Origin of the sequence: Streptomyces sp. x-80 (assembly GCF_046549095.1) — a bacterium.
In the GTDB taxonomy this organism is placed as follows: domain Bacteria; phylum Actinomycetota; class Actinomycetes; order Streptomycetales; family Streptomycetaceae; genus Streptomyces; species Streptomyces celluloflavus.
The window spans coordinates 163572-184463 of record NZ_JAJPWM010000001.1 but is presented as its reverse complement, the minus strand read 5'-3'; the positions used below and the strand labels follow the sequence as shown (position 1 = coordinate 184463).

The window sequence follows — 20892 nt, the reverse complement described above, 5'->3', positions numbered from 1 at the left end:
CAGCGTGAGCAGGACTTCGACACCGGCCGCAGGCAGGCGAGTCCGTGCCCGCGCCGGGCACGCCCCGGCCCCCGCGCCTTCCCGGCGCATCCTCCCCGCAACGCCTGAGCCGATACCGCACGCCCCACACCCGTTGCCCCGTACCGGCTGACCCGTACCGCTCCTGACCCCTGCCGTTCCCCCGTACGGGACAGCACTCCGGGGTCGGCGGCGCACGCTCACACGCCGTCAGTCACCCCTATGAACAACCCTCCCGCAGAGGAAAAGGGCCCGCTTTGCCGACGAATCAGACGTTCCGCGATGTGACCCCCCGGCAGTCCCGGGCGACGCCGAAGCAGACCGCGATCGAGCCGCTGGCGGACCGCGCCGCGCCGTTGGCGCTCTCCTTCGCGCAGCAGCGGCTGTGGTTCCTGGCGCAGATGCAGGGCGCGAGCGCGGCGTACCACATGCCGCAGGCGGTCCGCCTCCACGGACCGCTGGACCGCGCGGCGCTCGCGCGGGCGCTGGACACCCTGGTCGCCCGTCACGAGGTCCTGCGTACCCGGCTGGTCCCCGCGGCGGGTGCGGCCTGCCAGCGGATCGACCCGCCCGGCGCGGGCTTCCCCTTGCAGGTCCACGACCTGACCGGCGAGGCGGATGCCGAAGCGCGACTCGCCGCCCTTCAGCGGGAGGAGGCCACCGCGCCGTTCGACCTGGCCCGGGGGCCGTTGGCCCGCGGCCGTCTGGTGGCGCTGACCGAGGACCACCAGGTACTGCTGCTGACGCTGCATCACATCGTGTCGGACGGCTGGTCGATGGGCGTGCTGGCCCGGGAGATCGGCGTGCTCTACACGGCGTTCCGGCGGGGCGGACCCGACCCGCTGCCGCCGCTGCCGGTGCAGTACGCCGACTATGCCGCCTGGCAGCGGCAGTGGCTGTCCGACGGCGGGCCGGCCCGCCAGGGCGCCTATTGGCGCAAGGCCCTCGCGGACGCCCCGGCGCTGCTCGCCCTGCCGGCCGACCGGCCGCGCCCGGCCGAGCAGGACTACCGCGGCGGACAGCTGCGGCTCGCCTTCGACGCGGAACTGACCGCGGCGCTCAAGGATTTCAGCCGGCGCCACGGCAGCACCCTGTTCATGACGCTGCTGACCGGCTGGGCGCTGGTGCTGTCGCGGCTCTCGGGGCAGAGCGACGTGGTGATCGGCACGCCCACCGCCAATCGCCGCCGCGCCGAACTCGAAAACCTCATCGGCTTCTTCGTCAACACCCTGGCGCTGCGCATCGACCTCTCCGGTACACCGACGGTGGCCGAGCTGCTCAAGCGGGTACGCGGGGTGTCCCTGGCGGCCATGGAACACCAGGACCTGCCGTTCGAGCAGGTGGTGGAGCTGGTCAACCCGGTCCGCGATCTGGCGCACACGCCGTTGTTCCAGGTGATGTTCGCCTGGCAGAACAACGAGGTCGGCGAGCTGGCGCTGCCGGAGGTCGAGGTGACGCCGCTGGAATCCCCTTACACCGTGGCCAAGTTCGATCTGACGTTGTCGCTGGCGGAGGAGGACGGCCGCATCGTCGGCACCCTGGACTACGCCAGTGCGCTGTTCGACGCGGCGACGGTGGAGCGCCACGCCCACTATCTGCGGCGGGTGCTGGAACGGATGGCGGAGCGGCCCGGCGCGGTGGCGGCGGACCTCCCCCTCCTCGACGAGCGGGAACGCGGCGAACTGGTGGGGTGGGCGGACGACACCGCGCCGCTCCCGGCCGGCCGGACCGTGCAGGCGTTGTTCGAGGCGCGGGCGGCGGATGCGCCGACGGCGGTGGCGGCGGTCTGCGAGGGGCGGTCGCTGAGCTACGGAGAGCTGAACGCGCGGGCCAACCGGCTGGCCCATCACCTCGCGGAGCACGGTGTGGGTCCCGACACCCTGGTGGCGATCTGCGCCGAGCGCTCGCTGGAGATGGTGGTGGGGCTGCTGGCGATCCTGAAGGCCGGTGGTGCCTATGTGCCCCTCGATCCGGCCTATCCGGCCGAGCGGCTGGCCTACATGCTGCGGGACAGCGCGCCGGCACTGCTGCTGACCCAGGCGAGTCTGCGCCCGGCCCTGCCGGCCGACGCACCGCCCGTGCTCTGCCTCGACACCGATCAGGCGGCCTGGGCGGCGGCGCCCGCGTCCGACCCGGTGGTACCACGCCTGCCCGATCACCTCGCCTATGTGATCTACACATCCGGCTCGACCGGCCGGCCCAAGGGCGTGGCGCAGACCTGGCGGAGCCTGGACAACCTGATCCACTGGCAGCTGCACCACGCCGCGCCGGACAGCCCGGCACCGGCCCGGGTGCTCCAGTTCGCCTCGGTCAGCTTCGACGTCTCGTTCCAGGAGATCTGGAGCACCCTCTGCCAGGGCGCCACCCTGGTGCTGATGGGTGCGGAGCGCCACCGGGAACTGGGCCGGCTGCGGCACTTCCTCGCCGGCCAGGCGGTGCAGCGCGCCTTCCTGCCCGCGGCGGTGCTCCAGCAGATCGCCGTCCTCGACAACGATGCCATCCCAGGGCCACCGCTCGGCTGCGAGATCATCACCGCCGGCGAGGCGCTGCGCGTCAGCGACGAACTGCGCGCCTGCCTGACGGGGCTGGGCGGCGCCCGGCTCTACAACCAGTACGGCCCGACCGAGACCCATGTGGTCAGCCAGCACGTCCTGACCTGCGCCGACGCCGCCGACTGGCCGACTCTGCCGCCGATCGGCCGGCCCATCGCCGAGGCCCGGCTCTACGTCCTCGACGCGCGGCTGGAGCCGGTGCCGGCCGGTACGGTCGGCGAGCTCTACATCGGCGGGGTGAGCCTGGCCCGGGGCTACCTCGGCCGGCCCGCGCTCACCGCCGAGAAGTTCCTGCCCGATCCCTTCGCGGGGCCCGGCGCCCGCATGTACCGCAGCGGCGACCTGGCGCGCCGGCTGGCCGACGGCACCGTCGACTTCGCCGGCCGCGCCGACGACCAGGTCAAACTGCGTGGCTTCCGGGTCGAGCCGGGCGAGGTCGAGAGCGTGCTCCAGGAAGTGGCCGGGGTGCGCGAGGCGGCCGTGCTGCTGCGCGAGGACGCGCCCGGCGACCGGCACCTGGTCGCCTACGTCGTGGGCGAGGTCACCGTGCGGGCCGTCCGTGACCAACTGCGGCTGCGGCTGCCGGAGCACCTGGTGCCGACCCGCTGGGTGGCGCTGGAGCGGCTGCCGCTGACGGTGAACGGCAAACTCGACCGGCGCGCGCTGCCGGCGCCCGGCCAGCAGGCGGGCGACGCCGCCTACCAGGCGCCGCGCAACGGACGTGAGGCGCGGATGGCCGCCATCTGGGCCGAGGTGCTGCGCCGTGAGCGGGTCGGTGTGCACGACGACTTCTTCGCCCTGGGCGGCCATTCGCTGCTGGCGACCCGGCTGATCCACCTCGTCAACCAGCGCATGTCGGCACAGCTGTCGTTGCGCAGCCTGTTCCGGAATCCGGTGCTGGCCGACCTCACGGCCGAGCTGGCGCGCGGTGCGGGCGACGCCGCGGCGGCCTTCGTGTTCCCGCAGCTCACCCCCGCCCCGGCGGATCGCTGTAGGCCCTTCCCGCTGACCGACATCCAGCAGGCGTACTGGGTCGGCCGCGAGTCCGCCATCGAGCTGGGCGGCGTCGGCGCGCACGGCTACCGCGAGATCGCCGTGCGCGAGTTCGACGAGGAGCGCTTCACCTCGGCGCTCAACGGGCTGATCGGCCGTCACGACATGCTGCGCGCGGTGTTCCACGGCGACGGCACCCAGCAGGTGCTGGAGACGGTGCCGCCCTACCGGATGCCGCGCGTGGACCTGCGCGGTCTCGACCCGGCCACCGTCGAGGCGCGGCTGGCGGAGACCCGCGAGCGGATGTCGCACCAGCTGCTGGACGCCGGCCGCTGGCCGCTGTTCGAGTTCGCGCTGACGCTGCTCGACGACGAGGTGCGCCTGCACATCAGCCTCGACGCGCTGATCGTCGACGCCGCCAGCAGCCGGCTCCTGGAACGCGAGCTGATGCACCGCTACGCCGACCCGGACGCCGAACTGCCGCCCCTGACCGTGGACTTCCGCGACTATGTGCTGGCCGAGCGGGCGCTGCGCGAGACGCCGCGGTACGCCCGCGCGCTGCGCTACTGGCGGCAGCGGGCGCCCGAACTGGCTCCGGCGCCGGACCTGCCGCTGGTACGCCGGCCCGAGACCGTCGAACGGCCCCGTTTCACCCGCTACGAGCAGGTCCTGCCGGCCGCGCGCTGGAGCGGGCTGAAGGACCTCGCCACCCAGCACGGGCTGTCCCCCTCGGTGCTGCTGCTGACCGCCTTCGCCCAGGTGCTCGCGCGGTGGAGCCGCCGGCCGCGCTTCACCCTGAGCCTGCCGCTGTTCAACCGGCTGCCGCTGCACCCCGGCATCAACGCGGTGATCGGCGACTTCACCTCGCTGGTCCTGCTGGAGGTCGAGGTGACGGCCGAGGAGGGCTTCGCCGCGCAGGCCCGCGCGGTGCAGGAGCGGCTGTGGCAGGACATCGACCACGCCGCGGTGAGCGGAGTACAGGTCGCCCGTGAGCTGTCGCAGGCCCGGGGCACCCGCCAGACCGCCATGCCGGTGGTGTTCAACAGCACGCTGAGCGAGCTGGCGCCCGAGGCGGACGGCCGCGGGCTGGAGGCCGGGCTGGGCGGCACCACCGTCCACGGCATCACCCAGACCCCGCAGGTGTGGATCGACCACACCCTCATGGAGTCCGAGGGCCGGCTCCACTTCAACTGGGACTGCATCGACGAACTGTTCCCGGCGGGCATGGTGGCCGAGATGTTCGCCGCGTACTGCGCGCTGCTGACCCGGCTCGCGGAGCCCGAAGCCTGGGACGCCGCACCGGACGCGCTGCTGCCCGTCGCCCGCTTCGCACCGGCCCTGCCGGAGCCGCCGGCGCAGCCCCTGATGCACGAGCTGTTCGACCGGCGGGCGCGGGAGACGCCGGAGGCGCCCGCGGTGCTCGCGCCCGGCCGGCAGCTGAGCTACGGCACGCTGCGCCGCGAGGCACAGCGGCTGGCCGGCCGTCTCCAGGCCCGTGGTCTGCGGCCCGGCGGGCTGGTGGCGGTGCTGCTGGAGCGCGGCTGGGAGCAGGTGGCCGGCACCCTGGCCGTCCTCTACGCCGGCGGCGCCTATCTGCCGGTCGATCCGGAGCTGCCGGCCGAGCGGGTGGCGCACCTGCTGGAGCGGGCCGAGGCCCGGCTGGCCCTGGTGGGCCCGGACCGGCCGGCGGCGCCGGAACTGCCCGGGGACGTCGAGTGCCTGGTGGTCGACCGGGCCGCCTGCGGGGAGGGCGGGCCGGACTGGCAGCCGGTCGCGCGGTCCGGCACCGACCTCGCCTACGTGGTCTACACCTCGGGCTCCACCGGCACACCCAAGGGCGTGATGATCGACCACCGCGGTGCGGTGAACACCCTGCTCGACATCAACGAGCGCTTCGCCGTCGGACCGGCCGACCGGGTGCTGGCGCTCTCCGCGCTCCACTTCGACCTGTCGGTGTACGACATCTTCGGCACGCTCGCGGCCGGTGCGGCGGTGGTGACGCTGGCGCCCGAGCCGGCGCGCGACCCGGCCCACTGGCTCGAACTGCTGCGGGCCCACGAGGTCAGCGTCTGGAACTCGGTGCCGGCGCTGCTGGGCATGCTGGTCGAGTACGCCGAGGGCGGCCATCCGCTGCCGTCGTCACTGCGGCTGGCCATGCTGTCGGGCGACTGGATCCCCCTGACGCTGCCGGGGCGGCTGCGCGGACTGCTGCCCGCGGTGCGGATCGACAGCCTGGGCGGCGCCACCGAGGCATCGATCTGGTCGGTCCACCACCCGATCGGCGAGGTGGACCCGGCCTGGCGCAGCATCCCCTACGGCAAACCCCTCAAGCACCAGCGGTGCCATGTCCTCGACGACGCGCTACGGCCCCGGCCGACCTGGGTGCCGGGCCAGCTCTACATCGGCGGGGCCGGCCTCGCCCGGGGCTACTGGCGCGACGAGACGGCCACCGCGGCCGGTTTCGTCAGCCATCCGGCCACCGGCGAGCGGCTCTACCGCACGGGCGATCTGGGCCGTCTGCTGCCCGACGGCACCATCGAGTTCCTCGGCCGCGAGGACAGCCAGGTCAAGGTGCACGGCTACCGCGTCGAGCTGGGCGAGATCGAGGCGACGCTCGAAACCCACCCGGCGGTGGAGAGCGCCGTACTGCGCCTTCTGGGTGCGGCCCAGGGCGACAAGCGGCTGGCCGCCTACGTCGTGGCGGGCGGGGCGGGAGCCGACGGCGCCGCGCTGGCCCGGTACCTGTCGCGGAAGCTGCCGGCGTACATGGTGCCGGCGTCGTTCACCTTCCTCGACGTGCTGCCGCTGTCGGCCAACGGCAAGGTCGACCGGGGCCGGCTGCCCGAGCCGGCGCCGGAGGCCGTACCGGCGGCCGGGCCGGAGGCCGCTGCGCCGGAGCTCGACGATCCGGCCGAGCGCCGCCTGGTCGCGACCGTCCAGAAGGTTCTCGACCGGGCGGAGATCGCGCCGCACGCGAACCTGCTGCACCTCGGTGCCACCTCGATCGACATCGTGCGCATCGGCAACGCGCTCGCCGGTGAGCTGGGTTTCCGGCCGCGGCTGGCGCAGCTGATGCGGCAGCCGACCCTGGCCGACCTGCTCGGCATGTACCGCGAGCACGTCCGGCAGCAGGCCATCGCCGCGCAGGCGCAGCGCGCCGCGGCGGGCGCGGCCGGCGCGGGCGACGGCGGTGCGGTGCTCGACGATCCGGCGGCCCGCAAGGAGTTCACGGCGCGCGGACGGGGCGGCCGCAGCTTCGGCGACGACGTACCGGACCTCGCCCTGCCGGCGCCGGACGGTCCGGCCCTCGCCCGCCGCTGTGCCGACTACCGCTCGGTGCGGCAGTTCGGCGGCGAGCCCGTCGACGCCGCGGCGCTGGCCGGGCTGCTCGCCTGTCTGTCGCAGTACGAGCTGCACGGCGGGCGCAAGTATCTCTACGGCTCCGCCGGCGGCAGCTATCCGGTGCAGGCGTATCTCTACGTCAAGCCGGGGCGGGTGGCCGGGGTGGCGGGCGGCGCGTACTACTACGACCCGGGCCGGCACCGGCTGGTGGCGCTGGGCCGGGGCCGCACGCTGAGCCCCGACGCCTATGACTACTTCGTCAACCGGCCGTTGTTCGAGGCGGCGGCGTTCGCGCTGTTCCTGGTGGCCGAACTGGCGGCGATCCAGCCGCTCTACGGCGACCGGAGCCTCGGCTTCTGCCAGATCGAGGCCGGTGCCATGGGGCAGCTGCTGACCATGACGGCGCCGGAACAGGGGCTGGGCCTGTGCGGTATCGGCTCCCTCGACACCGCCCAGCTCGATCCGCTGCTGGAGCTGGGGCCCACGCACCGGCTGGTCCATTCGATGGTCGGCGGCCGCCGCCCGCCGGGCGGACCGGACGCGCTCGCGGCCGCACCGGCCGGGCACGCGGTACACACCTCCGGCCGGGACGAGATGGAAGACATCGAGATTTGAACGCCTACGCACTGCTGGATCTCTTCAACCGGCACGCCATCACCCTGGTCGTCGACGGCGACAGGCTGCGCTGCAAGGCGCCGCGCGGCTTCCTGACCCCCGAGCTGCTGGCGGCGCTCAAGCGCCACAAGCGCCAGCTGATCGCCATCCTGACCGGCCAGGACGGCGACGGCGACGCGGACGGGACCCTGGTCCGCCGGCCGGACCCGGCGGCTCCGCTGCCACTGTCCTTCGCCCAGCGTCAGCTGTGGGTCCTGGACCAGTTGGCGCCGGGCAATCCCTTCTACAACAATCCGGCCGCCATCGACATCAAGGGCGCCCTCGATGTGGCGGCGCTGACGCGCAGCCTCACCGAGCTGACGCGCCGTCATGAGGCGCTGCGTACCGTGTTCGGCAGCGTCGACGGCGAGCCGTGGCAGCGCGTACGGCCCGCCGGACCGGTCGCGTTGCCGGTCACCGACCTCAGCGCGCTGCCGGCGGCCGAGCGGCCGGTGCGGGCCCGGCGGGAGACCGAGGCCGACGCCCGGGTGCCGTTCGATCTGAGCGCCGGGCCGCTCTTCCGCGGCCGCCTCATCAGGCTGGCCGCCGACGAGCACCGCCTGCTGCTCAATGTCCACCACATCGTCGCCGACGGCTGGTCGATCGGCATCCTGGTGCGGGAGATCGGCGCGCTCTACGGCGCCTACGCGCAGGACCGGCCCTCACCGCTGGCCGAGCCGCCCGTCCAGTACCCCGACTACGCGCTCTGGCAGCGGCGTCAGCTGGACGACGGGGCACTGGCGCGCCAGCTGGACCACTGGACCGGCCGGCTCGCCGGTGCGCCCACCCTGCTGGCCCTGCCCACCGACCGGCCGCGCCCCGCGGTGCAGCGCTACCGGGGACAGCGCCATGCGGTGACGGTCGGCGCCGAGGTCACCCGCGGGCTGCACACGGCGGGCCAGGCCGGCCAGGCGACGCTGTTCATGACGCTGATGGCGACGCTGTCGGTGCTGCTGTGGCGCTACAGCGGCCAGGACGACATCTGTGTCGGCACGCCCTTCGCCAACCGCGGCCACCGCGAGGCCGAGGACCTGATCGGGCATTTCGTCAACACCCTGGTCATCCGTCAGCACCTCGACCCGGAGGAGTCCTTCGAGGCGCTGCTGGCGCAGGTGCGCGACCAGGTCCTGGACGCCTACGCCCACCCGGACCTGCCCTTCGACCAGCTGGTCGAGGCGCTCCGGCCGGAGCGGCACACCAGCCATTCACCGCTGTTCCAGGTGATGCTGGTGTTGCAGAACATGCCGCGTGGCCGGCTGGAACTGCCGGGCCTGACCATGCAGCCGCTGCCGACCCACGCCGGGGCCGCCAAGTTCGACCTCGCGGTCGAGGTGTCCGAGGACGCGGACGGGCTGGAGCTCTCCTTCGAGTACAACACCGACCTGTTCGACGCCGCGACCGTCGCCCGGATGGCCGGCCACTACGTACGGCTCCTGGAGCAGGTGGCGGCCGGACCGGCGCGGCCGGTCGGCGCCCTGCGGCTGCTCGGCACGGCCGAACGGCGGCGCCAGCTCCACGACTGGAACGCCACCGGACAGGACGGCACCGCGCCGGCCGGCCTGGCGGAGCGCTTCGCGGCCCAAGTGCGGGCGCGCCCCGGCCAGTTGGCGCTGGTCTGCGGCGACGACCGGCTGGACTACGCCACGCTGGACGGTCGCGCCAACCGGCTGGCGCAGGCCCTGGTCGCCCGCGGGGTCCGTCCCGACCAGGTGGTGGGCCTGCACGCGCGGCGCTCGGCGGAGCTGGTGGTGGGCATCCTGGGCATCCTCAAGGCCGGCGCCGCCTATCTGCCGCTCGACCCCGCCCTGCCCGCGGAACGGCTGGCGGGCATGGTGGCGGACGCCGGGCCGGCCCTGGTGCTGAGCGAGGCCGCCGCGCCGCCGCCCGGCTGGCGGTCGCTGGCCGCGGTCGAGGCCGAGGGACGGTGCGACGACGCGCCCGCCGTCGTGTGCCACCCCGCCGGTCTGGCCTACGTGATCTACACCTCGGGCTCGACCGGTCGACCCAAGGGCGTGGCGGTGACGCACGGCAGCGTGGCCAACCTGTTCGACCACTGGCTGACGCGGCTCGGCGCCCTGCCCGGTGAGGCGGCGGCGCTGTGGTCGAGCATCGGCTTCGACGTGTCGGTGCAGGAGATCCTGCTGCCGCTCACCAGCGGCGGCGTACTGCACCTGGTGCCGGAGGAACTCCGCGCCGATCCCGAGGCGTTGATGGACTGGCTGCGCACCCACCGCATCGTGCAGGCGTATCTGCCGCCGGCCTTCGTCAAGTGGATCGACGAAGCGCCCGCGGCGCGGCTGGCCGGGCTGGCGCTGCGCCAGCTGCTGGTGGGGGTGGAGCCGCTGCCCGAGGAGGGCCTGCACCGCATCCGGCAGCTGCTGCCGGGCCTGCGCGTCCTCAACGGCTACGGGCCGACCGAGACCACGGTCTACAGCACCGCCTATGCCGACCCGCGGCCGCTGGCGCGGCAGTGCCCGATCGGCCGGCCACTGGCCAACACCCGTCTCTACCTGCTCGACGAGCGGCTCGAACCGGTACCGGTCGGGGTGGCCGGCGAGATCTACCTGGGCGGCGCCGGACTCGCCCGCGGCTATCTGGGACGTCCCGGCCCGACCGCCGAGCGCTTCCTGCCCGACCCCTTCGTCCGCGGTGCGCGGATGTACCGCACCGGCGATCTGGCCCGCTGGCTGCCCGACGGCGATGCCGAGTACCTCGGCCGCCGAGATCACCAGGTCAAGCTGCGCGGCTTCCGCATCGAGCTGGGCGAGATCGAGGCGGCGCTGCTCGACGAGCCCGGGGTGCGCGAAGCGGCGGTGCTGGCCGACCGCGACGCGGCCGGTGAACCGCGGCTGGTGGCCGGCGTCGGCCGGGGCACGGCGCCACCGCTGGCGCCGGGCGCCTGGCGCACCGCGCTGTCGCAGCGGCTGCCGGGCTACATGATCCCGGCGCTCTTCGTGGAGTTGCCGCGGCTGCCGCGGACCGCCAACGGCAAACTCGACCGGGCGGCGCTGCTGCTGCGGGCGCGGGAGGGCGGGTCCGTCCAGGTCAACCTGGCCAGCCCGCGCGACCATATCGAGTTGACGCTCTATCAGATATGGCAGCAGCTGTTGCTGCAACCCGACATCGGCATCCGCGACAGCTTCTTCGACATCGGCGGCAGCTCCATCTCGGCCATCAAGATGTCCCACGCCATCCGCGAGGCGTTCGGCGAGACCCTGCCGATCCGCGACATCCTGCTGCACCCGACCATCGAGGAGCTGGGCGGGCGGCTGCGGCAGGGCGCCTCGGGCCGGCCCCCCGGCAATCTGATCGAGTTCCGCGCGGGCGAGGGCCGGCGGCGGGTGGTGTGCGTCCACCCGGCCGGTGGCACCGCCTTCTGCTATCTGTCACTGGCCAAGGCGCTGCCGGACGACTACGGCGTCCACGGCATCCAGTCGCCCGGGGTGAACCCCGGCGAGACGCCCCTGCCCACGGTCGAGGCCATGGCCGAGGCTTATCTGAAGCTCATCGAACCGCTGCTCGACGGGCCGCTGGTCCTCACCGGGCTCTCCTACGGCGGCCTGATCGCCCACGAGATGGGCCGCCGGCTGGCGTCGGCCGGCCACACCGAGCTGAGCGTGGTGCTGCTCGACACCCAGGGCACCGACGACCCGGCCCGGCGGGCCCTGATCGAACCGGTGGAGATGGCCGAGTTCCGCGAGAAGCTCGTCAAGTTCAACGGCATGTATCCCGGCATCGACGACCAGCAGATCGACCAGTACTTCCACATCTACAACCACAACCGGCTGACCATGCGCGACTATCCGGCGCCGTCGTCGTCGGCCCGGCTGGTACTGCTCCAGGCCGTCGCGGACGGGCAGGACACCGACCACCTGCGGGCGGTGCGCGCCTTCTGGCGCCGCCGCGCGGACGCGGAACTCCTGGTGGAACAGGTGCCCTGCGACCACTGGGAAATGCTGGAGACCGCCGAGGTGCGCCGGGTGGCCGCGCTGATCAGTTCCGAACTCGCCCGCTTCCCGGTATCCCGTCCGCTGCCGTCCGCCGCCCGGCGGACCGCGGCGGCCCTGGCGCAGGAGTCATGATGGAAACCGGATCGCCCGCACCGGCCGGCTCCGCCGCCCCCGGCCTGGCCCACAGCCTGCACGCCCAGGCCCGTCGCACCCCCGCCGCCGTCGCGCTCGTCGACGGCGACCGGTGCCTCGACTACGCCGCCCTCGACGCCGCGGGCGCCGCCGTCGCCCGGTCCCTGCACCGCCACGGTGTGCGGCCGGGCCAGGCGGTGGCGGTCTGCCTGCCCCGTTCGTGGCAACTGGTCTGCGCCATGCTCGGCATTCTGCGGCTGGGCGCGGTGGTGGTGCCGCTCGACGCGCTGAGCCCGCCCGAGCGCCGCCGCCACATCCTGGCCGATTCGGCGAGTATGGCGCTGATCCACGGCGAGGCGGCGCCCGACGGGCTGCCCGACGAAGTGGCACCGCTGGCGGTGTCCGCGCTGCTCGGCACCGGCCCGGCCACCGGCACCACTCCCCCGCCGCCGTTCGCCGCCGCACCCGTCTCCTTCCTCTTCTACACCTCGGGCACCACCGGCCGGCCCAAGGGCGTCGAGGTGCGGGACGCCGGCATCCTGCGGCTGGCGCGGCCCGGCTACATCCGGCTGAGCGCGGCGGCGCGCTACGCCTGGCTGTCCAACCCGGCGTTCGACGCGCTGAGCTTCGAGGTCTGGGTACCGCTGCTGACCGGCGGTTGCTGCGTGGTCCTCGACGACGAGACGGTGCAGACGCCCCACCTGCTGGCGGCCGTGCTCCGGCGCGAGCGCATCGACACCCTGTTCATCACCGTGGCGCTGTTCAACGCGGTGGTCGACAAGGTGCCGGACTGCTTCGCCGACGCCGGCCAGGTACTGGTCGGCGGCGAGCAGCTCAACGCCCGGCTGATCCACCGCTGGTACCGCGACAACGCCGCGAGCGCCACCCGGCTGCACAACGTGTACGGGCCCACCGAGGCCACCACCTTCGCGCTGTGCCATCCCGTCCCGCGCGACTTCGACGCGGCGGTGGTGCCGATCGGCCGGGCGCTGCCGGGCACCGAGGCGCTGCTGGTGGCCGACGGGACCCGGCTCGCCGAGCCCGGTGAGGTGGCCGAGCTCCATCTGGCCGGCGAGGCGCTGGCGGCCGGTTACCGCAACCTGCCCGACGAGACCGCGCGCCGCTTCGTGCGGCTGCCCTGGTACGACGGCGGCCACGGCCGCTACTACCGCAGCGGCGACCTGGTGCGCCGCGACGCCGCCGGCCACATCGAGTACGTCGGCCGCGCCGACCGCCAGGTCAAGGTCCGCGGCTTCCGCATCGAACCGGGCGAGCTGGAACGGCAGATCGTGGCCCACCCGGCGGTGCAGCAGGCTTATGTCTGCACCCGGCGCGACGCGGCGACCGGGGTGAACGAGCTGGTGGCCTACCTGGTGCTCCGGGCCGACCTGTCCTTCGAGGACTTCGGGCGTCATGTGGCGGCCGGGCTGCCGCCGTACATGCGGCCCCACCGGGTCCACCTGGTCGAGGCGCTGCCGCTCAACGCCAACGGCAAGGTCGACCGGGCGGCGCTGCTGCGGCGCGCCGACCCGCCCTGGCGGGGCGCCGAGGTGGCCGGCCCGGCCGCCACCGCCGAACAGCGCGAGGTGCTGGAGCTGGCGGGCGAGGTGCTGGGCGTACCGGGGCTGCGGCCGGGCGACCGCTGGCTCGCCCACGGCGGCGATTCACTCAAGGCGCTGCGGCTGCGCTTCGAGGTCCGGCGGCGCTGGGGCTGCGAACTGCCGCAAGCGCTGGTCCTGGAGGGGGACTTCGCGCAGCTGGCCGCCGCGGTCGCGGCGGGCCGGACCGCGGACGGTGCGCCCTACCCGGCCCCGCCCGCCCCGGCGGGGGCCCGCTCGGCGCCGGCCACCGCCGAGCAGCAGCGGCTGTGGCTGCTGCAACAGCGGACGCCGCGGTCGTGCGCGTACAACGTCGGGCTGGCCTTCCGGCTGCGCGGCGCGGTCGACACCGCCGCGCTGCGGGGGTCGTTGCGGCGGCTGGTGGCACGCCATCCGGCGCTGCGGACCGCCTTCGCGGCCACGCCCGAGGGGCTGCGCCAGACAGTGGCCGAGCCCTACGACCCGTGGACGGAGCCCGGCCCGGCCCCGGACGGCGCCGGGGCCGGGGCCGGCTGGCGCGCCGTCGCCCACCGGCTCTTCGCCACCCCCTTCGACCTGGCGCGGCCCCGGCTGCTGGACGCGTGCTGGCTGGCGCAGGACGACGGCGGTGTACTGCTGCTGCATCTGCATCACATCGCGGTGGACGGCTGGTCGCTCAACGTCCTGTTCCACGAGCTCTCGGCCGACTACGCGGCCGCGTCACGCGCGGACGGCGACAGAGAACAGGGAGAGCAGGAAGCGAAGGAGCGCGCGGAAGCGGGCGCGGTCACGACCGCCGCGGACGCGGGCGCCCCCGTACCGACCCCGCTCGACTTCGCCGTCTGGCAGGCCGACTGGTTCCGCCACCCCGCCTATCTGTCCCAGCGCGCCGCGCTCCAGGCCCACTACGACGGGCTGGACGAGGCGGCGGAACCGCTCCGGCCGATCCGTTCCGGGGCCCGTGCCGAGGCCCGGCTGCTGCGCACGTCCGTCGACGCGGACCGCCGCACCGCCCTCGACCGGCTGGGCGCCGAGCTGGGGCTCACCCGCTTCCAGCTGCTGCTGAGCGTGTTCGCCTGGAGCCTGTACGGCGTGACCGGCCGCACCGAGCCGCGGATCGCCGGCCCGGTGGCCAACCGGCCGGTGCAGGAGTTCGAGGCCAGCGTCGGCATGTTCACCAACACGGTGCTGCTGCCGCTGACGGCGGCGCCGCACGAGGAGCTGCGTACCCAGCTGACGCGGCAGGGCGCCGGTCTGCGGGCGGTGCTGGACCGGCAGGACGTGGCGCTCGCCGATGTCCTGGCCGACCGGGAATTCCCCGCCGACGGCCCGCCGTTCGACTTTCTCTTCGTGCTGGAGAACACCGATTTCACCGCGCTGGCGCTGCCGGGCTGCGACTCCCGCCCCGAGTGGCTGGCGCCGGCCGAGGCGAAGTGCCCGCTGACACTGTCGGTGGTCGAGCAGGCGGCCGGTTTCGACTGCCTGTGGGAGTACGCCGCCGATCACTTCGACCCCGCCGAGGTGGCGGCGCTGGCCGACCTGTTCCGGCAGGGACTGGACAAGCTGGCCGACGGTACGGAGACCACCCTGGCCGAGCTGGTGGCCCCCTACCGGCGCACGCTGCCCGAGCCCGGCCGCGGCCCCGCGTCCGAACCGGCCTTCGCCACCGTCGCCGAGGGCTTCGCCCGTCAGGTCCGCCGGGCGCCCGCCGCGCCGGCGCTGGTGACCGCCGACGGCCGCAGCCTGAGCTACGCCGAACTCGACGCGCACGCCGCGGCGCTGGCCGCCGAGTTGCAGGACCGCTACCCGCTGCCGCCGGCGGACGACCGGCCGCGCTGCGTCGCGCTGCACTTCCCGCCCTCGGTCGAGCACGTGGTGGCGCTCCTGGCGCTGGCCCGGCTCAACCTCACCATCGTGCCGCTCGACCCGGCCTACCCCCCGGCGCTGCTGCGGCAGATCCTGGACCAGGTGGCGCCGCTCTGCGTCCTGCTGCCGCCGGGCGATCCGGCCGCGCTCGACGCGATCGCCGCGGACGGCCTGCCGCGCCATGCGGTCACGCTGTCGACCGCGCCCGCGCCCGCCCCGCCGCCGCACACCGGCCGACGGCCGCTGTACACCCTGTTCACCTCCGGCTCCACCGGCACGCCCAAGGGCGTGCAGGTACCCGACCGCACCCTGTGCAACCTGCTGCACTGGCAGCGCGAGAGCGGCGGTCTGGCGGCGGACGCCGTCACCCTCCAGTTCGCCCCGCTCTCCTTCGACGTGTCCTTCCAGGAGATCTTCGGCACGCTCTGCGGCGGCGGCCGCCTGCACCTGGTGCGGCCCGGCTGGCGACAGGACGCCCCGGCGCTGCTGGAGCACCTCGAAACGGCCGGCATCGAGCGCGTCTTCATGCCGTACGTGGCGCTGCAACTGCTGGCCGAGCACGGTGTCCATCTGGGCCGCCACCCGTCGCGGCTGCGGGAGGTGGTCACCGCCGGCGAGCAGCTGCTGTGCACCGACGCCATCCGCCGCTGGTTCGGCAGGCTGCCCGGCGCGCGGCTGTTCAACCACTACGGGCCGACCGAGACCCATGTCGTCAGCGGTCTCTGTCTCGACGGCGACCCGGCGCACTGGCCGGACCGTCCGGCCATCGGCCGCCCCGTCGCCAACGCCTGGCTGCGGGTGGTCGACGAGGCCGGCCAGGCCGTACCGCCGGACTGCCCCGGTGAGCTGCTGATCGGCGGGCCGATGGCCGCGCCCTGCTACCTGGGCGACGCGGCGCTCGACGAGGCCCGCTTCGTCGAACTGCCCGGCCTCGGACGCTTCTACCGCAGCGGCGACCGGGCCCGTTTCGACCGGCGGGGACTGCTGCACTACCTGGGCCGCGACGACCAGCAGATCAAGCTGAGCGGCCACCGGCTGGAGCTGGGACAGGTCGAGGCGGCGCTGCTGCGGCACCCCGAGATCGTCAACGCGGTGGTGGTGCTGGACGGCGAGCACCTGGTGGGGTGCCTGCAATGCCGGGGTGCGACGCCGACGCCGGAGGACCTGGCGGGCCATCTGGCGCCGCTGCTGCCGCCGCATGTGCGGATCGCCCGCTTCCGCCGGCTGACGGCGCTGCCGCGTACCCCCAGCGGCAAGCTGGACCGCCGCCGGGCGCTGGGCGCACCGGGCGAGGAGCTGCGCCCGCGTGCCGCCGCCGCGCCCGTCCTGTCGGACCGCGAGGCGCAGCTGACCGAACTGTTCGAAGCGGTGATCGGCAAGCCCATCGGACCGGAGCAGCGTTTCTTCGACGCGGGTGCCTCCAGCCTCGGCCTGATGCGCTTCCATCTGCGCTGCACCGCCGAGCTGGGCCTGCCGTTGACCATCCCCGACCTGTTCGAGCATGTCACCGTCCGCCGCCTGGCCCGTTTTCTGGCGGGCCGGCCGGCCGCGCGGCGGGACGCGGCCCCGGTGGCCGCCGCCGACGAACCGGTGGCCGTCATCGGTATGGCGGTGCGGCTGCCCGGCGCCCCGGACCTGGCCGCCTTCTGGGACATGGTGCGGGCGGGCGGCCTCGGTATCGAGCACTTCGACGCCGCCGCCGGGCTGGTCGGCGCCCGCAGCCAGATGGCGGGCCTGCTGGCCTTCGACCCGGAGCATTTCGGCATCAGCCGCCAGGAGGCGCGGCTGATGGACCCGCAGCAGCGCCATCTGCTGATGAGCTGTGTCGAGGCGCTGGCCCATGCCGGTATCGCCGACCCGGCCGGGCGGCGCGTCGGTCTCGTCGCCGGCTGCGGCGAGAACACCTACTTCCAGGCCATGCTGCGGGAGGCCGACCCGGCGCAGCTGCCCGACGGCTTCCAGCTGGCCCTCCACCACGACAAGGACTTCCTCGCCACCAAACCCGCCTACCACCTGGGCCTTACGGGCCCGGCATTCACCGTGCAGGCGGCCTGCGCCAGCTCGCTGGCGGCGGTCCATGTCGCGGCCGGTCTGCTGCGCCAGGGCGACGCCGAGGTGATGCTGGCCGGCGGCGTGCTGGTCGACACCCTGCTGACGGACGGCTACCGCTACCGGCCGCAGCACATCTTCTCCAGGGACGGGCACTGCCGGCCGTTCAGCGACGACGCCAGCGGCACCATCGGGGCCAGCGGGGTCGGCGTGGTGGTGCTGAAGCCGTTGCGGCTGGCGCAGCGCGACGGCGACACCGTGTACGCGGTGATCACCGGCTCGGCCCTCAACAACGACGGGGCGGACAAGCTCAGTTACAGCGCGCCCGCACTGGCCGGCCAGCGCGAGGTGATCCGCACCGCACTGCGCCGCAGCGGCCGGGACGCCGCCGACCTCGGCTATGTCGAGGCGCACGGCACCGGCACCCAGCTCGGCGATCCGGTCGAGGTCGGCGCGCTGCGCCAGGCGTACGGCCTGACCGGGTCCGGCCGTTGCGCACTGGCCTCGGCGAAGAGCCAGCTCGGCCACCTGGGCGCCGCCGCCGGCGTGATCGGTCTGGTGCGGGCCACCCTGGCGGTCCACCACGGCCTGATCCCGCCCAATGTCGACTTCCACCGCCTCAACCCGCGGCTCGGCCCCGACCCGGCGCCGTTCTACATCCCCACGGAGGCCCGGCCCTGGCCGCCCGGCCGGCCGCGGGTGGCGGCGGTGAGCAGCTTCGGCATCGGCGGTACCAACGCCCACCTGGTGCTGGAGGCGGGCGAACCGGCGGCGCCGCCCGGCGCCGTGCCCTGCCTGGTGCTCTCCAGCAGCAGCGCGGCGGGACTGCGCGCCGATGCCGCGCGCGTCGCCGACTATCTGGCGGCCCGGCCCGAGGCGTACGGCCATGTGCTGCGCCACCTCCAGGCGGGCCGCCCGCCACGCCGCTGGCGGCTGGCGGCGGTCTGCGCGGACGCGGCCGAGGCGGTGGCCTGGCTGCGTACGGCGGCCGGTGTCGAGGTGGCGCCGAGCGGGGCGAGCTGCCGCGCCGCGGACCATCCGGCCCGGGAACTGGCCGACGCCTGGCTGGCCGGGCGGGCGATCCGCTGGCCGTCCGGTCCGGCGCAGGCGCCCTGGGACTTCCCGCCGCCCGCCTTCGAACTGGCCGACTACGACTTCGCGCGGGCCGCACCGGCGGCCGGCCCGGCCGCGCCCGGCACCGAGGCGCGGCTGCCCGAGGCCGACTGGCTGCACCAGCCGCACTGGGTGCGGCTGCGCCGCGCCGCCGCCGGGACCACCTCCCGCGCGCCCGGCCTGGTGGTGCTGATGAGCGCCACACCGTCGGCACCGGCGGCCTGGCGCCCCTTCGAGGCCGCCGGTCGCCAGGTGGTCCGGGTCTGCGCGGCCGGCTCCTTCGCCCGGCTGGCGGACGGTGGTTACCAGGTCGACCCGGCCGACCCCGCCTCGCTGCGGCAGCTCCTCGACGCGCTGCCCGACGCGGGCCGGGCCGGTATCGACTGGCTGCACGCGCTGCCGCTGGCGGTCGCCGGGGCGGTGGACGAGGACACGCTGGCCCGCGCCCGCTGGGCCTGCCTCGACACACCCGCCGCGCTGCTCCAGGCGGTGGCGGCGATGCCCGGCGCGCCGCGGCTGCGGACCTGGTGGCTGTCGCACCGGGCGCAGCCCGTCGAGGGCGCCGTCCAGCGGCCCGAACTGGGCCTGCTGGCCGGCGTCTGCGAGGTCGCACCGCAGGAATGCGCCGTCGAGGGCCACTGGCTGGACCTGCCCGGCGACGACCCGGCCGGCTGGGCGCCGGAGCTGTCGGCGGTGCTGGCCGAGGACGCCGCGGCGCTGCCCCGGCGGCTGGCGCTGCGTCAGGGCTACTGGTGGCAGCCGACGCTGCTGCCGGTGGCCGCCACCGGCAGCCCGGCCGTGGCGGCCCCCTCGGTGCTGCCCGCCACGCAGGGCGTCCACCTGATCCTGGGCGGCACCGGCGGTATCGGCAGCGGTATCGCGGCCTGGCTGCTGGCCCGGACCGACTGCCGGGTGATCCTGCTGGCGCGGCGGCCGGAGCTGCCCGCCGGCCTGGCGCCGTGGGCCGACCGCGTCACGCTGTGCGCGGCCGATCTGGCCGAGGAGGCACCGGCGGCGGTCCTGGCCCGGCTCGACCGGCACACCCACCGGATCGACGGGGTGGTCCATGCCGCGGGCGTGGCGGCCGGCGGCCTGATAGCCCGCCGCGACGCCGCGGCGCTGCGGCAGGCAACGGCGGCCAAGCTGCACGGCGCCCTGCTGGTCGAGCAGGTGGTGGCGCGCCACCGGCCGGACTTCGCGGTCTACTGCTCGTCGATGTCGGCGCTGTTCGGCGGCGTCGGCCAGCTCGACTACGCCGCCGCCAACGGCCTGTTGGACGGCTTCGCCCGCCACCGGGCCGACGCGGCGGAGACCACGGTGCGGCTCGGTATCGACTGGGACATCTGGCGCGAGGCCGGGATGGCGCGGCACGCCCTGCCGACGGACGCCCGCCACCGGGCCCATCTGGCGGTCGGCCTCGACGTGGCGGAAGGCCAGCGGCTCTTCGCGCGGGCCCTGCACCTCCAGCTGCCGCAGCTGCTGGTCTCCACGACCGCCCTGGAGCGGGCCCGCGGTTTCTACGCGGCGCCGCCCCCGCCACCGGCGACGAGCGCGGCGCCCACGGCTGCCGCCACGGCCGCCACCACGGCCGCCACCACCGTCGACGCAGCCACGGCCACGGCCCCGACAGCCGCACGGCTTGCCGACCGGCTGTGTCACTGGCTGGGCCTGGACCATCTCGACCCCGCCGCCTCGCTCTACGACCTGGGCGCCGATTCGCTGACCTTGCTGGACCTCATCGACGAGGTGAAGCGCCACTTCGGCGTCGATCTCGAACTGTCCCGGCTGAGCCACCGGGTCAGCCTCACCGAAATACTGGCGCGGCTGGCCGAGGCGCTGCCCGCCGGCCCGCCCGGCGCGGACCCGGTGGCGCCGGAGGTCTGGCAGGAGGGCCACGGGGACGACCTGCTGTGCCTGGTCCATCCGGTCGGCGGCGACATCCAGGCGTACCGGTCGCTGGTGTCGGCACTCGATCCGCGGCTCACCGTCTGCCTGATCGCCGACCCCGCGCTCCGGCAACCGGACCTGCCGGCCTGGCCGTTGGCGGACCGGGCCCGGCGCTACCACGCCGCGCTCCAGGCACGCTTCCCGCGCGACACCTGGCGCTGGCGGCTGGCCGGCTGGTCCTTCGGCGCCTGGGTGGCGCTGGCGATGGCGGCCGAGGCCGAGACGGCCGGCCGGCCGGCGGAGGGGCTGTATCTGCTGGACCCGCCGCCGCCCGGCGCCGGGCGGCACTTCCGGGACTACGACGAGGCGCAGCTCGAAGCGGTCTTCGCACACGAGCTGGGCCAGGGCGGCACGGGGGCCCCGGTGGGCCGGGAGGCGAGGGCCTACGCCGAGCGGCTGGCGCGCTGCTGCCGGGCCAACCTGGCGAGCATGGCGCAGTACGAACCGCCGCGGCTGGCCGGCACCCCCGGTCACCTGTGGCTGGCGAGCCGGCCGGTGGCGGGCCTGCCGACGCTCGGTTCGCCGGCGGAGCAGCAACTGCTGTGGCGGACACGGCTGCCGCAGCCGGCGGGCCGGTACTGCCTCGACACCACGCACTACGACATCGTCCGGCCGCCGCACGTACAGGCGGTGGCCGAGGCCATCAACGCGGCGTTGCTGCCGGTTCCCGAGAACCGCTGACGCCGTCCACGCACGAAA

General features: G+C 74.8%; 3 protein-coding genes. All 3 read left to right on the top strand.

Annotated elements, in window-relative coordinates:
• Positions 1 to 275 precede the first annotated feature (275 nt).
• From ACLJWH_RS00700 to ACLJWH_RS00690, 3 genes are read left to right on the top strand one after another with little or no spacing between them, the layout of a single operon-like run.
• Complete coding sequence (locus ACLJWH_RS00700; protein WP_411139529.1) at positions 276 to 7520, top strand: amino acid adenylation domain-containing protein; 7245 nt, start codon at positions 276 to 278, stop codon at positions 7518 to 7520.
• Positions 7517 to 11641 (top strand): amino acid adenylation domain-containing protein, encoded by a 4125-nt coding sequence (locus ACLJWH_RS00695; protein ID WP_411139528.1) that lies wholly within the window; start codon positions 7517 to 7519, stop codon positions 11639 to 11641. The genes ACLJWH_RS00700 and ACLJWH_RS00695 overlap by 4 nt, the downstream gene beginning before the upstream one ends.
• Complete coding sequence (locus ACLJWH_RS00690; protein ID WP_411139527.1) at positions 11641 to 20874, top strand: amino acid adenylation domain-containing protein; 9234 nt, start codon at positions 11641 to 11643, stop codon at positions 20872 to 20874. The genes ACLJWH_RS00695 and ACLJWH_RS00690 overlap by 1 nt, the downstream gene beginning before the upstream one ends.
• Positions 20875 to 20892 lie beyond the last annotated feature (18 nt).

Bases quoted from the DNA above. Each gene is read 5' to 3' on its own strand.
- ACLJWH_RS00690 (WP_411139527.1), top strand. From the start codon at position 11,641: ATGGAAACCGGATCGCCCGCACCGGCCGGCTCCGCCGCCCCCGGCCTG.